At 49.9% G+C, this 21509-nt stretch carries 18 protein-coding genes; 3 read left to right on the forward strand and 15 right to left on the reverse strand.

Translation table 11 applies throughout. The features are described from left to right. Positions 1-2 precede the first annotated feature (2 nt). The gene (locus tag AZF00_RS09030; protein WP_008250262.1) at positions 3-1427 is read left to right on the forward strand and encodes a DEAD/DEAH box helicase; all 1425 of its coding nucleotides are present in this window, start codon (positions 3-5) and stop codon (positions 1425-1427) included. Between the two features lie 335 nt (positions 1428-1762). Here AZF00_RS09030 and AZF00_RS09035 read toward each other — a convergent pair whose 3' ends face one another. From AZF00_RS09035 to AZF00_RS09045, 3 genes are all read right to left on the reverse strand, one after another. Beyond that, positions 1763-2512, reverse strand: a complete 750-nt coding sequence (locus AZF00_RS09035; protein ID WP_008250260.1) for a metallophosphoesterase — start codon at positions 2510-2512, stop codon at positions 1763-1765. Positions 2513-2642: 130 nt separating this feature from the next. Continuing rightward, positions 2643-3113, reverse strand: a complete 471-nt coding sequence (locus tag AZF00_RS09040) for a 5' nucleotidase, NT5C type (RefSeq protein WP_008250257.1) — start codon at positions 3111-3113, stop codon at positions 2643-2645. A 51-nt stretch (positions 3114-3164) separates the two neighbouring features. Beyond that, positions 3165-3869, reverse strand: coding sequence for an NUDIX hydrolase (locus AZF00_RS09045; protein WP_008250254.1), 705 nt, complete (start codon positions 3867-3869; stop codon positions 3165-3167). Between the two features lie 176 nt (positions 3870-4045). On the opposite strand from AZF00_RS09045, the gene AZF00_RS09050 reads away from it, so the two are divergent. Both AZF00_RS09050 and AZF00_RS09055 read left to right on the forward strand, forming a co-directional pair. Then, a complete protein-coding gene (locus AZF00_RS09050; RefSeq protein ID WP_008250253.1) occupies positions 4046-5083 on the forward strand; it encodes an SPFH domain-containing protein in 1038 nt (345 codons plus the stop codon). A gap of 16 nt (positions 5084-5099) precedes the next feature. Beyond that, positions 5100-6020 (forward strand): NAD(+)/NADH kinase, encoded by a 921-nt coding sequence (locus AZF00_RS09055; protein ID WP_008250252.1) that lies wholly within the window; start codon positions 5100-5102, stop codon positions 6018-6020. 369 nt (positions 6021-6389) lie between these two features. Here AZF00_RS09055 and AZF00_RS19800 read toward each other — a convergent pair whose 3' ends face one another. The 12 genes from AZF00_RS19800 to AZF00_RS09115 all read right to left on the reverse strand — a co-directional run bounded on the left by AZF00_RS19800 (position 6390) and on the right by AZF00_RS09115 (position 21280). Next, the gene (locus AZF00_RS19800; protein WP_008250248.1) at positions 6390-6719 is read right to left on the reverse strand and encodes a ubiquitination-like system serine protease family protein; all 330 of its coding nucleotides are present in this window, start codon (positions 6717-6719) and stop codon (positions 6390-6392) included. Further along, entirely contained in the window at positions 6716-8122 is a 1407-nt protein-coding gene (locus AZF00_RS09065; protein ID WP_008250246.1) for a ThiF family adenylyltransferase, read from the reverse strand. The genes AZF00_RS19800 and AZF00_RS09065 overlap by 4 nt, the downstream gene beginning before the upstream one ends. Then, positions 8119-9285, reverse strand: coding sequence for a multiubiquitin domain-containing protein (locus AZF00_RS09070; protein WP_008250245.1), 1167 nt, complete (start codon positions 9283-9285; stop codon positions 8119-8121). The genes AZF00_RS09065 and AZF00_RS09070 overlap by 4 nt, the downstream gene beginning before the upstream one ends. Positions 9286-9380: 95 nt before the next feature. Continuing rightward, the gene (locus tag AZF00_RS09075; protein WP_008250242.1) at positions 9381-12812 is read right to left on the reverse strand and encodes a UvrD-helicase domain-containing protein; all 3432 of its coding nucleotides are present in this window, start codon (positions 12810-12812) and stop codon (positions 9381-9383) included. 1 nt (position 12813) lies between these two features. Further along, positions 12814-13422 carry a hypothetical protein gene (locus AZF00_RS09080; protein WP_008250240.1) on the reverse strand — a complete coding sequence of 203 codons (609 nt, stop codon included), beginning with the start codon at positions 13420-13422 and terminating at the stop codon, positions 12814-12816. Then, positions 13419-14207 carry an RNA polymerase sigma factor gene (locus AZF00_RS09085; protein WP_008250239.1) on the reverse strand — a complete coding sequence of 263 codons (789 nt, stop codon included), beginning with the start codon at positions 14205-14207 and terminating at the stop codon, positions 13419-13421. The genes AZF00_RS09080 and AZF00_RS09085 overlap by 4 nt, the downstream gene beginning before the upstream one ends. Before the next feature lie 319 nt (positions 14208-14526). After that, positions 14527-15957, reverse strand: a complete 1431-nt coding sequence (locus AZF00_RS09090; RefSeq protein WP_197465731.1) for an RNA-directed DNA polymerase — start codon at positions 15955-15957, stop codon at positions 14527-14529. Beyond that, positions 15855-16445 carry an SLATT domain-containing protein gene (locus AZF00_RS09095; protein ID WP_008250235.1) on the reverse strand — a complete coding sequence of 197 codons (591 nt, stop codon included), beginning with the start codon at positions 16443-16445 and terminating at the stop codon, positions 15855-15857. The genes AZF00_RS09090 and AZF00_RS09095 overlap by 103 nt, the downstream gene beginning before the upstream one ends. 220 nt (positions 16446-16665) lie before the next feature. Next, on the reverse strand, positions 16666-17424 hold the full coding sequence (istB, locus tag AZF00_RS09100; protein ID WP_008246814.1) for an IS21-like element helper ATPase IstB: 759 nt from the start codon (positions 17422-17424) through the stop codon (positions 16666-16668). A 41-nt stretch (positions 17425-17465) separates the two neighbouring features. After that, positions 17466-19010: an IS21 family transposase gene (gene istA, locus AZF00_RS09105; protein WP_040802637.1), complete on the reverse strand. Its 1545-nt coding sequence runs from the start codon at positions 19008-19010 to the stop codon at positions 17466-17468. 340 nt (positions 19011-19350) lie between these two features. After that, the gene (locus tag AZF00_RS09110; RefSeq protein ID WP_008248132.1) at positions 19351-20085 is read right to left on the reverse strand and encodes a tyrosine-type recombinase/integrase; all 735 of its coding nucleotides are present in this window, start codon (positions 20083-20085) and stop codon (positions 19351-19353) included. A gap of 694 nt (positions 20086-20779) precedes the next feature. Beyond that, complete coding sequence (locus AZF00_RS09115) at positions 20780-21280, reverse strand: 5' nucleotidase, NT5C type (protein ID WP_008250229.1); 501 nt, start codon at positions 21278-21280, stop codon at positions 20780-20782. Between the last annotated feature and the right edge of the window lie 229 nt (positions 21281-21509).

Raw genomic sequence — 21509 nt, forward strand, 5'->3', positions numbered from 1 at the left:
CTATGCAACTTAGGCGATGGCAAAAAGAAGCAGTCACCGCTGCTTTAGCGAAATATAAAACCGACAACCCCCACTTTCTCTGCCTGGCAACCCCTGGTGCTGGTAAAACATTGATGGCGTCAACTATCGCATATGAATTAATGGTCTCCGGGATGATCGATTTGGTTTTGTGTTTCTCGCCATCAGTCAATGTGGCCACATCAATTCAAATGTCACTTGAGTCTCGACTAAATTGCAGATTAGATGGTTTGCTTGGATCGAAGGGCCAATCCCTTACTTACCAATCAATGCCCAATCAAAATTCATCATTTTGGTCCCTCCTGTCCCAATTCAAAACATTGGTTATTTTTGATGAAATACATCACTGCGCAGGGGACCATTTAGGCAACGGGAATGTCTGGGGTCAAAAAATCATTCAACACATACAAGGCAAAGCCAATTATACCCTTGCATTAACGGGGACACCGTGGCGTTCCGACAAAGTGCCCATCGCTTTATCTAGCTATTGTGTGAATGGCAATATCCAGTGTGACTACACCTACGGCTTAGATCGAGCAATTCAAGATGGGGTATGTCGAACACCCAAGATTATCGCTATAGACAATGAAGATATCACATTAATATCAGGCAATGAAAACGTACGGTATAGTTCGTTTGCGGACCTACTTAAGCAATCAAAATGTCCGTATCAGCAGCTATTAGATAGCACTGATTTAATTACCTACATGATCAAATTAACCGCAAAAAAACTTATCGAAGTAAGAAAAAAGCAAGCAAATTCTGGGGCCTTAGTAGTCGCCGCTTCCGTTGAACACGCGATTAAAATTGCCGAAATCATCGAGTTTGAAACCGGAGAGTCAGCGCGAGTTGTGACCTATCTCCACGATGATGCGCAAAAAACAATCCAATATTTTCGCGAGTCTAACGATAAATGGATCGTCTCTGTTGGCATGATTAGTGAGGGTACTGATATCCCTCGATTAAAAGTGTGCTGCCACCTTACTAGGGTAAAAACTGAGCTGTATTTTAGGCAGGTTCTTGGCCGCATATTACGTTCCACGGGTCTTAAAAATGACGAAGGCTATTTTTTCATGCCCGCCGAACCGAACTTAGTCGAATATGCCCAGAGGGTCGTAGAAAACATACCTGGTGAAAACTCAATAGCGATTGAGCTTATGGCAGGAAATATAATGACTGGAGATCAATCAAAACAAGATTTTACACAACAAGATATTGCTGGCGCGCAAGTTACGGATGAGAACGAGCATCCCCAGCTTCACTTCAACAAAGGAAATGAAATACCTAACTTTCCAGTGTTGAGCGAATTGACGCTATCGGATTCATACGATATGGCTATTGGTCTTGTTGGCCGATTTAGGCAAGAAATAATAAATTTGGCGATACAGGATATTGCGATTAATCGGTAAAAAATGAAACTGGTAATCACACAATTAGCGATCTCCGATAGCTCGAAAAGATTTTCAATTTTAGTAGCGCCGTAACAAAAATACTCCGTACTCTTGGGCTACACTTTAATATGGCCAATTTTTGACATTCTTCTGAATTATCGGTAACTCGAACTGGTGATCGGCTAAAATTGAGATGTACTCGCCGGCGCCGAGCCCATAAAAACTTTCTATATAATGAAATTTTGCGACTTTAGTGAGTTGACTTAGCATGATTTCGTCTGTTGTAGCCCTGCTCGTCGAATTTCTCCATTTAAATTTTAATCAAGAGTTCGGAATTTTCGCTTACTCGTAACTCATATTTCCACGATTAGGCTCTCGTCGAAATCGGGATTTAGCCAGTCCGGGCTATAACCCCGTGGGTTGCATGCGACACGTGTACTCCCAACGTTGTAATTACAGCTGTTGTGCACATGCCCATGTACCCATACATCTATGTTATGGCTTTCAATCATTGCATCCAGATGGGAGGCGTAGACGGCGCTGGTGAGTTCCTCTGACAACTTTGGTGCAATTGATCTTGCAGAGGGTGCATGATGGGTGACCACAACATTTTGCTTAGTTGAGCTGGACGAGAGCTTGTCGTTAAGCCAATCCAATGACCGGTTATGAATGGCCGTCATACTTATGGGGTTGAGCTTCGAGTATCCTGGCTCAACACGGATCTTCTTGAAATCGGACATTTCCTGCTGGCAGAAATACCCCGCCAGACGCGGGTCGCCAAATAACTTTAGATCAGTCCAAAGGGTACAGCCAAAGAACGAGACGCCATCGATTTCGACATGGTCGTTCTCCAGCAGGTGGATATTTGTTCCCTCGACTAGCTGCTTTCCCTTTGTCACGAGACCGGGGTATTTCTCGCCGTAGTATTCATGATTGCCCATCACTGCGATGACGGGCTTGTCAGGAAATGTCTTCATCGCCCACTCGAGACCGCGGGTTTTCAGGTTGATATCACCCGCAAGAATAACAACATCCGCGTCTGTATCAGGGATCGATAGCGGTGCAAATTCGAGGTGAAGATCGCTCAACACTAATAACTTCATGTTCGTACCCCTGATACTGATTTCATTACGTCTAAGCCGTCCGATTACTCAAGTATTTATATTAAGGACGAAAATCTGGTGCGCTAGGAAATTGCGCAGCTCACAGCTTATTTCGGCGATAAATTGACCTTCATGCTTTAGTTAATACTTGCTCGAAGTGATTTTTAACCGTAGCCCAGTCTGGAAAATGTTCCGAGCCAAAGTGAATCAGCTTACCCCCAAACGAATCCTGGCCTTTACCGGTGATGTTGTCGTCAATAAGGTAATCGCCGCGATTCAGACCTTTGTGCGGGCTAATAATTAGGTTGTCTACCGCATTCATCCCGAGGTGCTGCTCTACCCAAAGCCGCTTTTCGGCATAGCAGTGGGGATTTTTAACTGACGGTGCGGTAAGGACGAATACGGCGGTTTTGGGATGATTGTGAAGCCACAAGTAGGTTTCGATAGCGCCCTCGATTGGCTCAAGGCTGAGATACATGCTCGGCTGGCTCTGCGGATACTTCAGCTCTGGGTATTTAGCCTGCCACCGCGTAAAGCCCGCATCGTAGTCGCATAGGACGTGGTCCATATCGACGTAGATAATGGTTTTATCGTCAAACATTGAACTTCTCCTTGCAGTGTGCGCTATCTGGGCCGTGCGTCACTCTGTTGTTTACCCTTCGAGATTGCGGATAAAGCGGTACTGTTTACTTTCAGCCTTCGCTCGATAGAGCTTGGCTGGGCGTCCTCGTGATTCCGTTGCCTTGCCAGTGTCTTCGAGCAGTTCTGCGCTTTCTAGACGGCGCCGGAACGACTTTTTGTTCAGCGGCGTGCCAATGATGACTTCGTGCAATGACTGGAGTTCGGTCAGCGTAAATTCATCGGGCAGCGCAAAGGCTGGCACCATCGAATACAACGCTTTTTGGCGAAGCCGTTCGTGGGCGGCGGCAATAACATCACGGTGATCGAAGGCTAGGTCTTTCTTTAAGGTTTGGACGGGCTGCCATTTCACATCTGCCACCGATGCAACTGAGGACTCACAGGCTGAATGGGCCACTAAGGCAAAGAAGGCGATAGTCACGCTCCAGCCGCGTGGATCTCGGTCTGGACCGCCCCAAGACATGAGTTGCTCAATATACGGTGGTTCGACGCCAGTCTTCTCGCGCAATTTGCGGATTGCGCAGGCTTCAATTGATTCATCTTGTTTTAGGTCGATGAATCCACCGGGCAGCGCCCACTTGCCCTCAAAGGGCTCCTTACCCCGCTTCACCAGCAGTACTTTTAGCTGATCTTCATGCACGGTAAATAGCACGCCATCAACGGTCGTTAGTGGCACGTCATAGTCATGAATATTGTAATTACGCGGCTTGGCTGCCATGCAGAACCCCTACAAAACCCAGTTTCATATAAATTTTTATCGGCATCACATCAATAGCTTACCGTAATATTACGCCAGTTATGGTCTAAAAGACACTAACAGCGCTTGACGAATTTGTGTCTTTAAGACATTATCAAGCTCACTTAGTGTCTTAAAGCCATTAAAGGAGAGCCGCCATGCTAGGTATTCAATACTTCAAAGCTGACCCCACTGTTCACGTGATTCAAATCAGTAGTGGTCGTATAAAGCGCCAAGGTAAGGGCCTTAACTTTTTCTACTACGCTCCTAATACCTCATTGACCGCTATACCCATGAGCGCGAAAGAAGCGCCTTTTATCTTTAACCTGCAAACGGCGGACTTTCAGCACCTTCGTGTGCAGGGTCAGTTGACGTTCCGCGCCGCTGCGCCTGAGAAGCTCAGCGAATTGCTGAACTTCACCTTGAATCAGGACGGCAAAGAGTACGTTTCTGAAGACCCAAGTACCTTGGGTGACCGCGTAGTCCGTGTGGCGCAGGGGGTTATCCAGGAATTGATTCAAACCACCGCCCTTCGTACTGCATTAACCATGCTGCGGGATTTGGATGCGCACTTGAAAGCGTCGCTGGCTGATAATCCGGCGCTGGATCGCCTAGGGATTGAAGTGCTGGATGCAATGATCGTTGCGCTGAGTCCAACGCCTGAAACGGCAAAAGCCCTTGAAGCAGAGGCGCGTGAAGCTATTCTTAAGCACGCCGATGACGCAATTTACGATCGCCGTAAGTCGGCGGTGGTTCAAGAGCGCACCATCCGCGAGACAGAGCTGCAAACAGAAATGGCTGTACAGACTAAGCAGCAAGAAATCGCTGAAGCCAAGCTGGACAATGTGCGTGCCCTTACTAAGAAAAAGGCAGAAGCCGAGGCGGAGCAGCTGGCCGCGGATATCGAAGCCGAAGCGAAGCGCAAAGCGCTGGTTGAGTTAGCGCAGGTGAATCGGCAGATTGAGTCTGACGCGGAGGCCTATGCGATAACAGCCCTTGCTAAGGCATCAAGTAGTGTTCCGGTGGAATACGTCAAAGCCATGGCCATGGCTAATATGGATCCACAGCAGTTGTTTGCTGCAGCCATGGATACCTTTGCCATGAATGCCGCCAAGGTCGGTACCCTGAATATTGGCACTGACATCTTATCCAATCTGGTGGCGGACGCTGGCGAGCGCAACTTGGCTCGCCAGTAATAGGGAGGCATTCATCATGGAACTGACGTCACGCTTTATTTTGGTTTACCGTAAAACGCGCCTAGCCGAGTTGGTTGAACGGTTTAATACCGTTCAACAGGCGCGGTTCTATCTTGAGCAATCTGGCGCTGACTTCCACGATTACATGGAAGAGGATCGCATCTATGGGGTGGAGCTGGAGCTTGCCCGCCGCACACTTGCCGAGCTTGGAAGTGTGCAAATGCTAGAGCGCGCCATGCTACCGAGTTACCTATTTCGGGCCGATGATTATGTGGTGGTTATTGGCCAAGACGGCTTAGTGGCCAATACGTTGAAATATCTGGATGGGCACGCCGTTATTGCCCTAAACCCAGATAGTCGGCGTTGGGATGGCATACTTCTGCCGTTTAAACCCGCTGATATACTGCCCATAGTTACCGACGTAATGAAGCAGCGGCGAACATACCGTGAGATTACCTTCGCCAAAGCCACCACCAATGACGGGCAAAGCCTGCTTGCGGTTAACGATTTATTCATTGGCCCAAAGACCCACACCTCTGCCCACTACACGCTAGAGCTGGGAGGCGTTAAAGAGCAGCAAAGCTCATCTGGGATTATCGTATCAACAGGGCTGGGTTCAACGGGCTGGTACCAGAGTGTGCTGGCCGGTGCGCACGGCGTTTGTCATTCAAGCTCGAGTCAAGCGGAGTCAGCCGGTTTTGCATGGAATTCTGACTTTTTGGTGTACAGCGTGCGGGAGCCTTTTCCTAGTAAGCAGACTGGAGTCAGCCTCGTTCATGGGCAGGTTAATTACGATAATCCGCTCAGTATTGAATCGCTCATGCCAGAGAATGGGGTGATATTTTCCGACGGGATTGAAAGTGATTACTTGCCGTTTAATGCCGGTTCAAGGGTTACTATTGCGATCGCTGAGCAGAAGGGCCACTTAGTTGTGTGACTACGCTTCATCGATCCCTTACCCGTGAGTGTAGGTTCTGGGCGGTGGCAGTCAGCGCGGTTTTGGTAGGGGCACTAGAGATATGCTTATTTTATCGTTTTACTAGTATAGGGCACTCTTCGGGAAACATGGCCCTTTGTCTGGCGTCAACTATCTTGACTGGCGGTCACCCTAATTGTCGCCGAACAGCGGTTGACGCTCGTTGATTACGAACGTCATTCACAAACAAAAAAAGTTTGTCAAGGTGGCCCTAAATATCTTGGGACGTGTTAATCCTTCAACCACGCTAATATACGAAGAGCCTCCAAAAGAACGAATCAAAAGTGCTCCCGATAACATCTGAAGGAACACTCGCCCAGCTACCGCTCTTCAAACCCAGATAACTTTTCCGTTTCGTAACCAAAAATGGGATTTGCACCCGCCGTTGAGCCAGACGGAAGGGTGCAGCGTGGGTTTCCCCTCCTTACTGATATTGATAGACCAGTGGGGCTTGGCCTCCTCGATCAATAACAACTCTAGCCGTTTGCCACAGCCGCAGGGACAATGAAAAGCCACGGCCCAGTCTTCGTTGTCTTCTCTAGCCAGCACCAGATTTCGTCGAGGTAGTTTCTGGGGTGGTGTATCTGCCTCAACGACGGTGACTCGTCGCCCTGGAAGAAGCCTATCTACCTGTTTTAATATCCAACGGGGCCATTTCATTCGCCCACCTCGCTAACAGCAAAACGCGGCATGCCCAGCAGGGGTTCAATTAAACCACGGCCAAGGTGAGGGTTCGGCGCGCAGCTAAAGTCTGTTTCACCCATAAATTCCTCTTCACCTGCGGCCAGTGAAAACTGGGTGCGGGCCCGTTTGCTATTAGACTCCTGGCGAAAGGGGTATGCCCGCGCAATAAACTCCATGACGCAGTCGCTGGCTGCACGCATATTTAGAGAGATAACCGATGGCGCTTCTTCGGCGACACCTTTGATGTACCCTTCTGCTACTTGTTCGGCCAACTCTTTTGGGGCCACTTGTTGCAAGTATTCCCGGCGTAGAGCTTCTGGAGTGTAGACCCCGCGATCCGCCAAGGTGCTGCCACCAGGCTTCACATAGTCCACCCGCCCGCATACATCGCCAACAGCGACTCCACCTGCACTCTGGCGGGTTGGGATAGTAACGGCCACATCAAATAGTGGCTGCAGAAAGGCTGCAGCAATACGGTCACACACTTGCCGCCCTTCAAAGCTGTCGACACAGCAAAATAGCATGTCACCTCCGCCCGCTAGCTCAATGGCCTCGCGGGTAGCAACACTGGCTTTAAGTGTGAGCACTTCGACGTCGTCGCGGTATGTTGGGATGACCGATGCAAATCTCGCCACTTTGGCTGTACTGTTCCGGGCATCGTCCAATGTGGCGTTAAGGATACGGTTGAGGTTCTTGAATTCAATTTCATCAAAATCGATCAAAATCAATCGGCCAAAGCCAAGACGGGCCAGCTGTTCTACCACGATAGACCCGGTACCGGATACCCCAACCACACAAGCAGTGAAGTGTTTGAGGTGACGCCCCATTTCGGTTGAGAAGGCCATAGGGGTAGGTAGCAAACTACCTTGCTCAGATGCTTGCCAGGTTAGCAACTCATCGCTAGCGAGGTGCACAGCGCTGACAGGTGTAGTCACCAATTGGCGATCATAGAACCGAGCGCAGATAGCACCGTCCGATGTCATGATGGCCGAACCATGTCGGGTCAAAGGCGATTCGCTGGCCTCGAATAGCGCGGGCATAACGTCTCGATCACCGTCATCGTCAATGGCTGAGAACGCCAAGAGGCCGCCGGGGTGTGAGTGCATCAGCACTATCGACAGAGCATGAGCCTCTGCCAGGTCAATGGCCTCCTCGATGACGGTGCCAGGCCAGCAGATGCGATCATGCGAGCGCTCACTACAATCGGCGTAATCAACCAACAGAATCTGATTGACCACATAGCGATGTGCGGCGCTTTGGGCGCAGAGCACAATAGCAGCGGCCTCCAGGCCGTCGCCGGGGAAAAGGTGCTCGCGCAGTTTGGCATGATGAGCCTCATTGATCGCCAGTTTGATGGGCTGACTAATGGTTGCGCTCATTTTCCCACCTCCCGAAGCAACGATTCTTCCACAACAGCCAAGTGCGTTATCACGCTGTCAGTTAAGGGGTTCCATTGTGTGACGCCATTGAGATGGCGACTCCAGCGCTGGTAGACGTTCCCAAGAATGTTTTCCCGACTTTCAGTCTGAGCAATGTTGCCACCATTAGCCAACGTCAGGACGGGATGAACAAAGAACATATCGAGCTTTGCATCCGGATAAGCAGTGGGAATCTCTATAGCAAGATCTACCTGCTCGCAGTTATAACCGCTCGGCAAGGAGTGATTGTGAATGATCAGCCAACGCCGAGCCCCAACCAAGCGGGTCTCCCAGTCGAGCCCCAAGTGGTTCAAATACGCCACGTCTTGATCCAGCAGAGTAAACTCAAAGGTGGGAGCAACTGCCGCCTCACCATTGTTGATTTCTGCTGGGGTGAGACGGAGCTTTTCAATGCCCGGTTTCCGCAGGTCGATGACATCGCTCATCTCAATGACCTGCTTTTTCTCACCCTTCACCTTGAGCACCAGAATCCAACCCTTATCTGGATTAAACCCGGCCGCCTTAAGTGCATCGCTGGCAACGATCGTCGGTTGTTCAACGCTTACAGTAACGCCCTGCACGTTCAGCTTCCAGATTTTGCGTTGAGTGTAGAGTTTCTCGAGACCAGGCTCATCCAAATCCACATAGTCCCCGTCGGCAAGCAGCTGATCCGGCTCATTACGACGCTCCAACCAGATGTCTTGATTCTCAGCAATGTAGCCAACGCGGCGCAGCACATCCTCACAAATATGGGCTTGACCCCAAGGAAAACGCTGTCCGTTTAAGGCGACATAGAAGAGGCGATCGCTATCGAAAGCAAAAAACTGCTCAACGCCACGTTGATACACGTCCACTGTGTCATCGAGGTCTACCGCTTCGAGTTCGCCTTTGTCGTCAAACAGCAACAGCAGGTGATTTTCAACGGGGGTTTTGCCTGCTGCACTCAAAATTTGGCGACCGGTAGGCACCGGATCGTCAATTTCAACCAAGGTGCCCTGCCCGTTGGGATCAAGCACCTGTACCAGATAGTGCTCCGCAATAGGCAGTGGGCGGCCCTCTTGACGACAAAGGGCTATGTTTTCGCGCTCAACACGCGCTTCGTTGGGGGAAGTAACATCGTTCATAATCGAATAATCTCTTGATGGCTTGCCGCGACATGCGGTTTCTTAGCCGTTCAAAGGGTTAATCGAAGCGAATCGTGCCGACCGGAAAGCTTAATCTACTTTTTTATACAAATTTTTCCTGCCGGGACTTTGCCACAGATGAAAAAGCTCGGGCAGCGGGGGCAAGTGCGACTTTCAGGCTTTGCAGGAAAGTGCCCTTGGGCAATAGCGCCCATGGCCGATTGGGCTTTGCTCAGGCGCGCAGATTTTTTGCGGTCGGTCACCGTGACCTGCTCCTGGGTTTCGCCCGCCAAGTGCACGGCCTCCACTCGAGTGCCATGCCCAAACCGACGTTCTGCTGCCTCCAGCAATAGCGTGTATTCAATTCGGTCAAATTCGTCGCTGCTCTTTTTGCCGGATCTGATGCGCCGAATGTTGTACTTGCCGTCTGTATCGAGTGTCATTTCATCGGGTAAAACGCTGATCTCTCCTTCTGGAAAAGACACCTGCAGTACCTCGGGCTTGACCAGCTGACGCCCCTGGCGAGTCTGGATCAGAAATTGCACCAGGCGCTCCCCAATACGGCGATAGTCCTCCGCGTAGCCGTGATCCACCGGGCCCCGATTGAACCACGACCGTGTAAATTGAGCCTCCAATTCACCAGCACTTGGCGTGGATTCGCTGTGCTCCTGTCCCAACCAATCCAGCACCTCGTGCACCGCACTGTGCATTTGCATAAACGCACTCTCGCTACGCTTGCCCGCCAAGGCTAAAGCGTGGGTATAGAGAAACCGCCTGGGGCAGCGATCATACAAGCTGAGCTGTTGTTCGCTGATCAGCAGTGCTTCTTCATCAAGGCTTAAGACCTCAAGCTCCACTGAGTTAAGACTGAGCCGAGTCGGACTATTCTGCTGTTGGATAACCGAAGCGATGCGGTCGATGTATTTGGAGGGTTTGCGATTGTTGCCATTGGCTTGTACAGAAGAGGCGTATAGCAACAGTCCTTCTTGTGCCCGCGAGGTGGCGACAAAGAATTTACACTCCTCCTCTTCTTCATGCCCAGCTGTGATAGCCTCAAGCCCTGTTAAGCCCTCTGTTCCGTCAATCAGCCCATCGGGGGGCACACAACGCGGCGGCCTGTTGCTACCCGGCAATCCGGTGGCAATCATACCTGGGAGGTGCACCACCTTGAACTCCAAACCTTTGCTTGCATGTATGGTCATTAAGCGAACGCCATTGATGCTATGAGCTGCCTGAGGGAGTTGACGCATTTCGCGGTCTTCGGAGAGCAACACAATACGGCGAATGCGCGACAGCAGTCTATCAATGGGCAAGCCGCTACCATTGATGGAGTTGCGGACAAAGCTCAACAGTTGCCACAAAGCGACGCCCTTCATTTGGCTTTGTAGGTCATTGGCCATGGCCGCCTGTCTGGCCCAGCCCAAGCGATCAATGACCAGGCTTGCTAGCACCGGCCAGGGGTTGGCATTAGTGGGAACATCGCCCAAAACCGCCGACAGGCGTTTGAGGCTTTCGCGGGCTTGTTCATCTAAACCGGGCACCTCATCGATCAGTACTCCCCAACTCAAGGGGTCGGGATCAGCTTCGCGCAGGTGTTGCTGTAGCGCAGTGATGTGTTCCAAGCGAACTGTGTAGCCGGGAAGTGTCGCCGCCCGCACCAGGCCCGTAGCACGCCGGTCGGTGACTAACGACAGCAGTGACAACAGATCCTTGATTTCTTCACGTTCAAACAGGCTGCCTAAATACAACACCGGCAGGCCGAGGGCTTCAAGACTGGCAGCGATCTCGCTCAAGCGGTTGTTGGAAGTACAGAGTATCGCCTGATCTTTGTATTCGACACCCTGACTTTTCTTCTCCATTATCGCTGCAGCGAGTACGGCAATTTCGTCATCAGGGGTGGTAGCCACACGTAATTCAGGCCGTTTTCCCAATGAGCCATGATGAGCATGGAGCTGCAAAGGCAAAGCCCCCTCAGAGGCTTTCATGCTCGTCGAAAAGTGTCGGTAGAGATCAACAATTTCGCCCGAAGAGCGGTAATTGATATCCAGCCCTGCTACTTGTGCGCCGGGAAAGTCCTCAATAAAGCGCTTCATATTGATCGACGAAGCGCCTCGAAAACGGTAGATGGATTGGCGCGAATCTCCAACGACCCAAAGCCGCTTGCCTTCTCCCGCAATAGCCTTAATCAAGCGCACTGAGGCGCGGTTAACATCCTGGTACTCGTCTACCAAAATGTGTTTGTGGCGTGATGCGAGCAGTTGTTGAACTTCTGGCTCTGACTCCACCAAGCGCACAGGTAGCGACACCAGATCGCCGAAATCAACGCTGTCGGTACCTTGCAATACAGTCTCATAGGCTTGATATAACTCAGCTACATCAAGGCATTTTTCAGCTCGCTCACGCTGCTTATCAGCATCGTCGCCCAGCGGTAACTCTCGAGAAGCCTCAAGCATAGCCTCTGCCAATGCTCGATATTCAGTGGCATTCACAACTTCGTCTTTCGCACGTGAGATAGCCGAAAGCATGTCGCCCAAGTCTAGGGTTGGATCGTAGAGGTTGCGAAAGTGCTTAAGCGGAAGCCTCGCTATTTCGTCTTCAAGCAGCTCGATAGCTTCGTACCGCGAAATCACTCTGGGGTTTTCGGATAAGCCCAACCTGTCATGAAAGCGGTGCACCACATCCAGCCCGAAAGAGTGGAAGGTACCCAACCACAAAGTCGCCACCGCCCTGGGGAACTTGGCGGCGATACGCTCGCGCAGCTCGCCAGCGGCCTTGTTGGAGAAGGTCAACACCAGGATTACCCCAGGATCTACCCCGTCCTCCAGCAAGGACTCAATGCGATGCACCAGAGTGCGGGTTTTACCGGTGCCCGGCCCTGCTTGAAGTTGGAAGGCACTGCCACGGTGTAAGGCGGCGTTGCGTTGGGAATCATCCAAACCGACCGGTGTTGCTGCGGACTCTGTGCGCGGTGGCGTAATGGGAGGCAGCAGCAGCGCATCGAGCAACTGCTGTTGAACCACACTCAACGGAGCTTGTAATCGATCAGCGATTGCCTCGGAAGACAGCTGTTCGTCGATGTGCCAGCATCTTGCCACACTGCGCGGCAGTAGCAATTCGCGGGCAAAAAGATCCATAACAATCTCGCGCCGTTCGTAGCTGCCATAGTCAACCACTCGTTCGGCACCCACCGCAGGGGCTTCGGTAGATCGGTCGGGATCAATTTCCTCAGTGAGGTCATCTTGCGTAGCACCTTCCAACTCCACATGACCAATTTCATGAGCGATTAGAAAGGCTTTGTCGAAATCACTGCCCACGTTTTCATAGAGGATCATCCCTGCCTGGCTGTCGTAGAGGGCTCTCCCACCATTAAGCTGGGAGTCTCCCTGGGCCAGTGGATAAACATCTATTCCGCGCCGCTCTGCCTCATCCGTGACGAAAGACAACAACGCGCTGGTATCACTGCCCCGAGCACAAGCGGCCTGATGCAGCTTAGCCGCCTGTTGTCGAGCCGCTTCGATGGCATCCATATTACTCGTCCTTCATTTCCCTCAACGCCGCTTGTTGTGCTTCGCTTAATGCAGAACTTGTCAGCGCCTCTTCAAAAGTGATTTTGTCACCCGCCCTAGGCTTCCCCGAAGCCTTATGCCTCAGACCTGAAGCAACAACAGGCGGGGCCTCTAAGGCGCTTGTCAGCCCCTCAAGTTGCACTGTCAGTGCCTGTGCAACTGCGGACAAGAATCGCTGGGGAATAGTGGCCACCTGGATAGAGCAATCCCGTAAGCGGGATAAGAACAGGCGGTTAACATTCAACTCACTGGCAAGTTCACGAAAACGCTCTTCGCTTAGGTTCGACAGGGGGTTATCCATTGAGAGCGAAGCTATCGAGGCGGGATCAGTAGGACTTAGCAAGGATTGAAATTTGGACCAAGCCTGTTTGGACTTGTCGTTTGGAACCTTCTCGGCAGCCACTTCATCAAACTTCGGAGCCGTAAAAAGTTCAATGGACAGATCAATGAGCGCTTCGCGATACTGGGGGTAGCGCTTTAGATAGCTCGCCAAGGTATCAGCATTGGGGTTCGATTCTGCTGAGAACGCGTGTAATACGTCTTCTTTTGACGCTTGAGGTGTAGTGTTCATTGTAGCTCCTCCGCCTGCAACATGACTCGCAGTTTTTCGATAGCACGTTTTAACCGGTTACGTACCGTTCTTTCCGTGCACTCTAATGCTTTCGCAATGCTCTCGACTTCCGGGTCTTGTGACTCGATCGGCATTCCCTGCCACCGCAACCCAACTGCACGCCGTTCATCCTCCGGTAGTTCATTAATCGCGTCCATTAGCCGCGACCGGAAAGCGATATCGTCAATTTTTGACGGATTTGGATTGATAAATTCTGCAGCTGCAATGTCAACCTCATGGCTGACTTCCTCCCCGCTGCCGCTTTCCTCCGTTAATGGCCTGGCGTTGATCATGGGGTCGGTTTTGCGTGCTGGGCCATATTTTCTCAGTACATCCGTACGCAATTTGCTCAGAGCATCATTAAAATTGACCTCCCAGTAGTACATTTTGTCCTCTTGTGAGTTTCGATCCTTCGCAATCATTTCCACAATCCGTTCGGAAAGCTCTTCGCGGATTGCCACGGCATGTTCAATCCAGGCCTCAGACACGACTTTCCGCAATGCGGCTTCAAGCCGCTCGTGAAAGGTGCAAAAAATCGGCTCTAGGTGCTTTGACCCCAGTTCTAACTCGGTGTGACGCAGAAAGTAGATTAACACTTCAAACGGCACAGCCTGCTGAGTGCATGTGAGACGTTCAACCAACTGACCGGGCAGAAGGCCACAAAGTGCGCTAAGCGCCTGCTCAATCTCGGAGCGCCGCTGGTAGGGTTCACCTTCTTGCGTTGTTTTTTTAAGCGGTATTACCATCCTTGGGTTTCCCTTAACATCTGATTTAGGAAGCCAGTAAATTACCTACCCTTTACTATTGGTACAAGACGGAACTGCCCCATTCTAAGACAGAAAGGCTCTTGTCGGGAGCGGGATACCTTTTTGTACAGTTTATAACCCGACGACGAAGCGCATCCATATATCATATGAAAACATGCTACGCGGAATGAATTAGGAAGAAGTGACCAGCACCCATAGGTCCTGAGATCCCGACGAATATCCATAGTTATTCCTTAGCTGACCAGGACTTTTTGGACTAATAGTTTTTCTACGAATTGATATTCAGACAAGCTACCCCCTAATATCCAAAATCCTTAACGTCAGCGAGAAGATCTTTGACTTGGCGTCCAACCCGCTTATGAAATTCAAATTCAATTTCGTCATCTTCCAGCTTAGATACATCCATACCGAAATAATCAACCAACACCTCTTTCATCATATCGAGGTCATAATCATCAAAATTAGGGATGTAGTTGGTCTCATACCTGCGATGTGTTAACTCCTTAAAAGCCCTGACAAATTTCTTCGGCTTCACGTTTATCTTAAAGCGCTTACAAAGTTTACTGATATAATGATCAAGCACATGCAGGAGAGCCTCGTCATTGATTTCCGCAAAAAAGAACAGCCAACCCTTGCTCTTATTTTCAAAAACACAGCCAGTTATGCGCAGGTTTAATCGCCACAGTAGAAACTGTTCGTTCTTCTTTTTGGAGTGTGCGTGTGTTGTAAAAATTGCAACTAGTGATGATTTTAGGTTTTCTACCGTTCCCTGCCTAGCAGAAACCACCGAATTGTCGAATTGATACCCTAGGTAATCAAATCTATCGGCAATTGCGCCCATGCTCGATTTTGTCGGCATTGTGATTGGGTCATGAACTTTTAGCCCAATTTTGGCAAATCGCTTGATTACCTTATCTGCAATATCCTCCGTTTCCTTCCGATTGCAGAAAATAAGCACATCATCTACGTATCGATAACAGCTAACATCAGCCAATGAGTCCAAAAAACGATCAATATTTATTAAATAGATTGCCGCCAAAATGTTTGATATCGCCAGCCCCTGCGGAACACCGTGATCCACGAGGGTATCCGTAGATCTGGATTTACTCACAGTAGGAACAGTTATGGCATTGAATATAAAATCGAGAATTTCCGTGTTCTTTACTTTCTTTCGAAGCCTGCTATGCAGTTCATCATGCCGCACAGATGGATAGAAATTGGCAATATCAAGCTTTATATAACTATCATACTTCCCCGACCCTACATCTGACTTGACGCGCTTAACTATATTCTGAGGAAGCTCGAAACTTATAGTTTTTCTATAATGGGCGCCTAAAAAGTCACATAGAGCGCGAAGTGCGATGCGATCACGAACAGTCGGAATCGAAATCTCACGGGGCACTTTATTACGGCCCTTACTGACCAGCTTAAGCTTGTACTTAGTAAATTTATATGTTCCTGCGTTAGCCTTCCTTGATAGTATTTCAACTTGATTATTCAACTGCTTCCTAAATGCATATTGATCAAGATTGTCTAGCCCTGTTGCTCCAGAATAAACAATATGATCGTCAAAAATTTTTTCTAAGTTCTTTTTTGAGAAGTGCCGTTCAAAAAGCCTCTTTACAGTCAAGCCATACACTCCAGCAAAATGAAAACTAACACAGGAAGCAGATAAAAGAAGGCCATCATCAGGCAGCGCTTTGTTATGTGCCAGGCGGTGCATATCCATATGTATGGCGTCGGCTTTTTGTCTAAGTTTTTTCGATTTTCCTTTGGAGTAGTTAGGTATGCCTCACATTGGGCAAGATAATAATCAATGGTCAAGTGATTTTCACAAACACCCAGAATTTGGTCGTATTCGGCAGACAATTCTTCAAGAGTTACACAGGGCGTCTTGCCTGCTTCAAATTCCCTACAACGCTGGTATACGTCATTGAGGGTTTCATAGCACTCTTTGATCAATCCGGCTCGCTGTTTAAACGAGAGTCCATTAATAAACCCGGACATGCACAGGACCAGAACAGAATAGACAACCCATGCGATTCCCGACATATCGCCATCAGATGAACTATATTTGAGGTAATAAACAGATGCTGCTACTCCGGCAAAAGAATACCAAAGCAATACAACCTGAGCCTGAAAAGCATTAGACACGAGACGCTTCTCTGCCTGTATTTTTGATTTTCTTGTCCACCAAATATTATCGGAAAATGCCATTTTAAATTCCTAAATAAGAATGTCCTGAGGTGTCAGTAAGTTACATAGAGTTAACACCCGTTGCCGGGCAAGCCCGAAGGCTAAGAGACAAGCTCTTCAATATTAGTTGCACTCACAAGTGAGTGGCCTGCCGAAACAGGTGCGTATTCCGCTGAACCTGATCAGTCGTACCGCTTGAACGTGATCACTTAATTCACCTCATGCATCATGTGCCGTCTTTTTACTTTAAGTGATCATCTTCAGTCAATGTAGTCATCAGTTTTCGCATGGATTCCCCCTTCAAATTGATCTTGTGAGCGTTGTGTAAAAGCCGATCCAAGATGGCGTCAGCCAACGTTGGATCATTGATAAAGTCATGCCAGTTTTCCACCGGAAGCTGGCTCGTTACTATCGTTGTTTTTTTGTTGTGCCGATCCTCCATGATTTCCAGCAAGTCGTTCTTTTGCACTTGCGTCAGCGGCTCTAAACCCCAGTCGTCAATGATCAGTACGTCTGCTTTGGCGATTTGCGCGAGGAGCTTGAGATAGCTGCCATCACCGTGGGCGATGGTAAGCTGCTCAAACAGCCGAGAGGCACGGAAGTACCGAGTGGGATGACCCTGTACGCAAGCATGGTGGCCGAGAGCGCAGGCAAGATAGGTTTTGCCGCAGCCCGTCGGGCCGGTCATCACTAAGTTATGCCCTTTGCTAATCCAATGATTGCTTTGCAGAGCGGCAACGGTGCTTGGTTTAAGTCCGCGCGGATGGCTGTAGTCAACGTCCGCCAATCTTGCCATTTCTTTAAGGCGTGCAGCGCTGAGTAAGCGCTGCAATCGTTTGTCGTTCCGGTAGGTGATTTCCTGCTCAATGGCTAAGCCGATACGCTCTGCAAAGCCAAGCTCGTCGTAGGTGTTGGGCTGGCGGAACTGCGCTTCCAGTGCGTCCGCTAAGCCAGTGAGTCGAAGTTGCCGGAGTTGTTGTACGCTTTGTATTTCTAGCATGTGCTTTCCTTGGGTTGGGTGGTTTGGTTGATGATGCTTGTTTAGTGGTAGTAATTGGCGCCACGGACATTGCGATGAGACTCACTTGCCTGCGCTTGCGGTTCTAGCGGCAGGGCCAGTTGATCCATATTGCTCTGCAGGATCGATTTGATATTGCTTAGGCGTAGGGCTTTGATGTGTTGTGCACGTAAGCAAGCCGCCTCTAGGCGTGCCGGTGTGTATTGTTTGGCGAGATTCAGTAACCCTAAGCAGGCGCGATACGCCTGCTCTGGTACCTGCTTTCGTTGCAGGAACAGCTCAACCATCGCGTGTGTTTCGGGGCCTATCGTTCCCGCCCACGAGAGCAGTCGCTTCGGCGTCCACTGCTGATGCCGCTGGTGTGCTTCAGGCATGTGCTGCGTATTGGTGGTAAACCCACCTTGACGCTGGCTACGTGCATGACGTGCGACCTGCTGATCCTTAAAGAAGATAGCAACACCGTCGCGGCTGGCTTGGATCTCCACTTGCGTCTTAACCAGATGATGAGGAACGGAGTAATAGTGCTTGTCGAACTCGACGTGGTAATCAATATTGACCCGTGCCAGCTTGAACTCGAGGTATTCATAGCGCGTCGCTGGCAGTGGTTTAAGCGCCGGTTTGTCCAGCATCTCAAACTGGCTTAAGCGGCAACCCGGAAGCTTTTTGAAGGGCCGTTGATTGAGGTCTTCCAGTAAGCCCTTAATTGCAAGGTTAAGTTCCGCCAGCGTAAAGAAGGTCTGGTGGCGTAACTTCGCTAATATCCACCGCTGCACAATCAGCACCGCGTTTTCGGCCTTCGCCTTGTCTTTTGGTTTGAGCGGTCGCGCAGGAATGATCGCGGTTCGATAGTGTGAGGCCATATGTTGATAACTGGCATTGATGGTTGGTTCGTAACGGCAAGGTTTGCTCACTGCGCTGCGGAGCTGATCAGGCACAATGATCTCCGGCACGCCGCCAAAGAACTCGAAGGCCTTGACGTGGGCATCAATCCAATCCGCTTTGCGTTGCGTCCAGCTGGCGGTGGCAAAGGTGTAATTGCTGGCACCGAGCGTCGCGACAAAGATTTCAGCGTTGCGGATCTCGCCGGTATCTGGGTTAACAATCGGCACTGTCGCGCCACTGTAATCCACAAATAGTTTTTCACCGGCGAGGTGGATCTGCCGCATAGAGCGTTTTTGTTGGGCGCGCCATTCGCGGTAATACCCGCAATACTGCGAGTACTGATAGCCCGCATCCCCATAAGCCTGTTTGTATTCCTCCCACAGCAGCTGTTTGGTGACGCTTTTGCGCTTTAGCTCCAGATGTATGGCGGCGCAATCAGGCATAACGCGGCCATGTCGCGCACTCAGCTGGGGTGAAGGAAACAGCAGTTGCTCAAGATCGTTATCTGACAGCTCGGCGGGCAGGGGCCAGCAAAGCCCCAGCGCAGAGGCGCGTTTGCCGTAGGTTGATACGGTGCCCACGCCAATGCCCAGGCTGCGCGCTATCTGGCGATGACTTAGCTTTGCCTCAAGTTTAAGGCGGAGAATTTCTTTGATATGTCGCATTGCTAATCTCGTGTTTGGCATCGTCATCCCGGCGCAAAAGCGGCAAGGATAACGTGCAGTACAGGATGAATTTCAATGCATGAGGTGGTGTGGAAATTGATGGTGATCAGTCATTGCGACAACGTGAACACCCGTTGCGATAAGTCCCGTAAAGTGATCATTTTAAATCGCAATGAGTGATCACGTTCGTTCGCAACAGGTGATCACGTTGGATCGCAGGCGGTGATCAGGTTGGGTCGGAATACGCAACAGGCACACCTCAGGACAAAACTGGTTAAAAATTTACCCTTCCTGTTAAGATATCTAGCAAATTCTAGGGGCAGTATACCTAATTAATATCCGCTTTGGGTGGTGCCGTCCATCAATGAAAATCAACCCCGTCCAAAAAATGCCCGCCATCGGCGGTGAGCACATTGGTGTAAATCTCGGTACTTTCGATCGATTTATGCCCCAAGAGCTGACTGACAACCTTCAGCGGCCGTCCGTGCAGCAATAGATGGATCGCGAAGCTGTGCCGAAAGGTATGACAGGTAATATTGATCGGCGCGCCCCCTACTCTATCCACCAGATCATGGATGTGCCGGTTCACTGTCTGGCGCGCCATGGTGAAGATCCGCTCGTCCTTCCTAAAATGGCCCGCGTACAGGTAGCTCTGTATGCGATCTTGAAGCATCGGGTCAATGATGGGCACGGCCCGCTTTGGGCTACGGGCGAGTTGTACGTTAGTCGGTCTCCCCGGCCGCTGTTTAAGTGTGCGCAGCACCACCATGAAATCGTAGCCGTCATCAATGAAGTGGCTCGGTGTGAGGGCCAGAACCTCAGAAATCCGAGCGCCGGCAGTCCACATAAGGTCAAGAATCAGGCGGTAAGTTGGGTGTTTTTCGGCGTCGAGAAGGCCCAGGACTTCGGGCTTGAGTAAGTACGTGGGCATCGCGTCCACGGTATCCAACACGAGTTCGCGCTTGGCCATGAGGCGCTGCCAGTCGATTTGCACATGCTGAATCGGGAACGTATCGAGGCGCAGCTCTTTCGGGGTGAAGCGTCGTTTTGGCCGGGATGCGGGAAATGCCCCGCGGCTGTCCTGATTCCGTACCATTTCACCTAAATCCCTGGTGCATATTTGTTACCTTTATACGCTCAGGTTTTGGGCGTTGCAAGCCGCAATAGTCGAGGAAAAACAGGCTGCAGACCGGTGCACCGAAATAGGTGTTAATGGTGCAAATCCGGCTCTTTTAATTAATGTGAAAACACGTTGAATATCGCAGTCCATCTCTTAGTTACGGCCGAGTCCTTAGCGCCCTACTTAGTCGAGATAATTGAGCGTTGGCACTGATTGCCATGAGCAGCGCTTTTTGAAATATATGTTTATAGCTACGTTACATAACCACAGTGAGTTTCTCTATGGGCCTGCTGGAGGTAATCCTAATGTACCGCTCTCACTACCACTTGGAGTTATCGCATGTACAAAACGAAATGATTTGTTCATTAATTTCTGTTAGTTATCGAATATATCAAGAGTTTTTACCCTTAAATCGTCATCCACCGATCTCTCAGGCGCAGGACGATGCATCCTGATATCGAGTGTATAAAGCGTATATAATTAGATTATCCGAAAGCATCAAAGTGTTCCACGAATATGTTTCACGGAATAATGTGGTACGAAGTGGCTAGCACCCCGATGTATGTTCCCGTACGCGTGAATAATTAAGTCCTAACGAAGTCTAATCGCCCCAATTCTTAAGGATTTTTATACCAAGGGTTAAAATAGGTGGGCTAGAAATTTCCGCAGGTTACAGATTGTTTTTGCGGTGAATTGACCTCCAGTCTTTAGGCAAAATTTGTTCAAAGTAATCTCTAACAGCAATCCAATCTGGAAAATATTCCGAGCCAAAATGAGTTAGCTTCCCCTCAAACAAGTCCTGCCCCTTACCTGCGATATTATCATCAATAAGGTAATCACCGCGATTCAGGCCTTTGTGCGAACTAATAATTAAGTTGTGTGCCGCATCCATACCGAGATACTGCTCTACCCAAACCCGCTTTTCGGCATAGCAGTGGGGATTTTTAACCGACGGCGCAGTGAGGATAAATACAGCTGTCTTGGGATGATTGTGGAGCCACAAGTAGGTGTCGATTGCGCCGTCCATTGGCTTAAGGCTGAGATACATCCCCGGACGGCTCTGCGGGTACTTCATCTCTGGATATTTGGCCTGCCACTGCGCAAAACCGGCCTTGTAGTCACAAAGAACATGGTCCATATCGACGTAGATTATCGTCTTGCCATCGAACATTGAATTTCTCCTTACTGCTCAGCTATTTACGACGTGTGTTGCCTTTTTTATCTACCCCTCGATTATCCATCAAACTGTACTGCTTGCTTTCGGCCTTGTACGATTTCTCATTGATCATCCGTATCGTAATAGAGTTGATCATATCACCTCTGATCAGGTGGCCAAATTCACTATGCCACGACACCTCCTACCTATACAAATACCTCATGAATTACTTATATAATCAACA

Source organism: Zhongshania aliphaticivorans (genome assembly GCF_001586255.1).
Lineage (GTDB): Bacteria > Pseudomonadota > Gammaproteobacteria > Pseudomonadales > Spongiibacteraceae > Spongiibacter > Spongiibacter aliphaticivorans.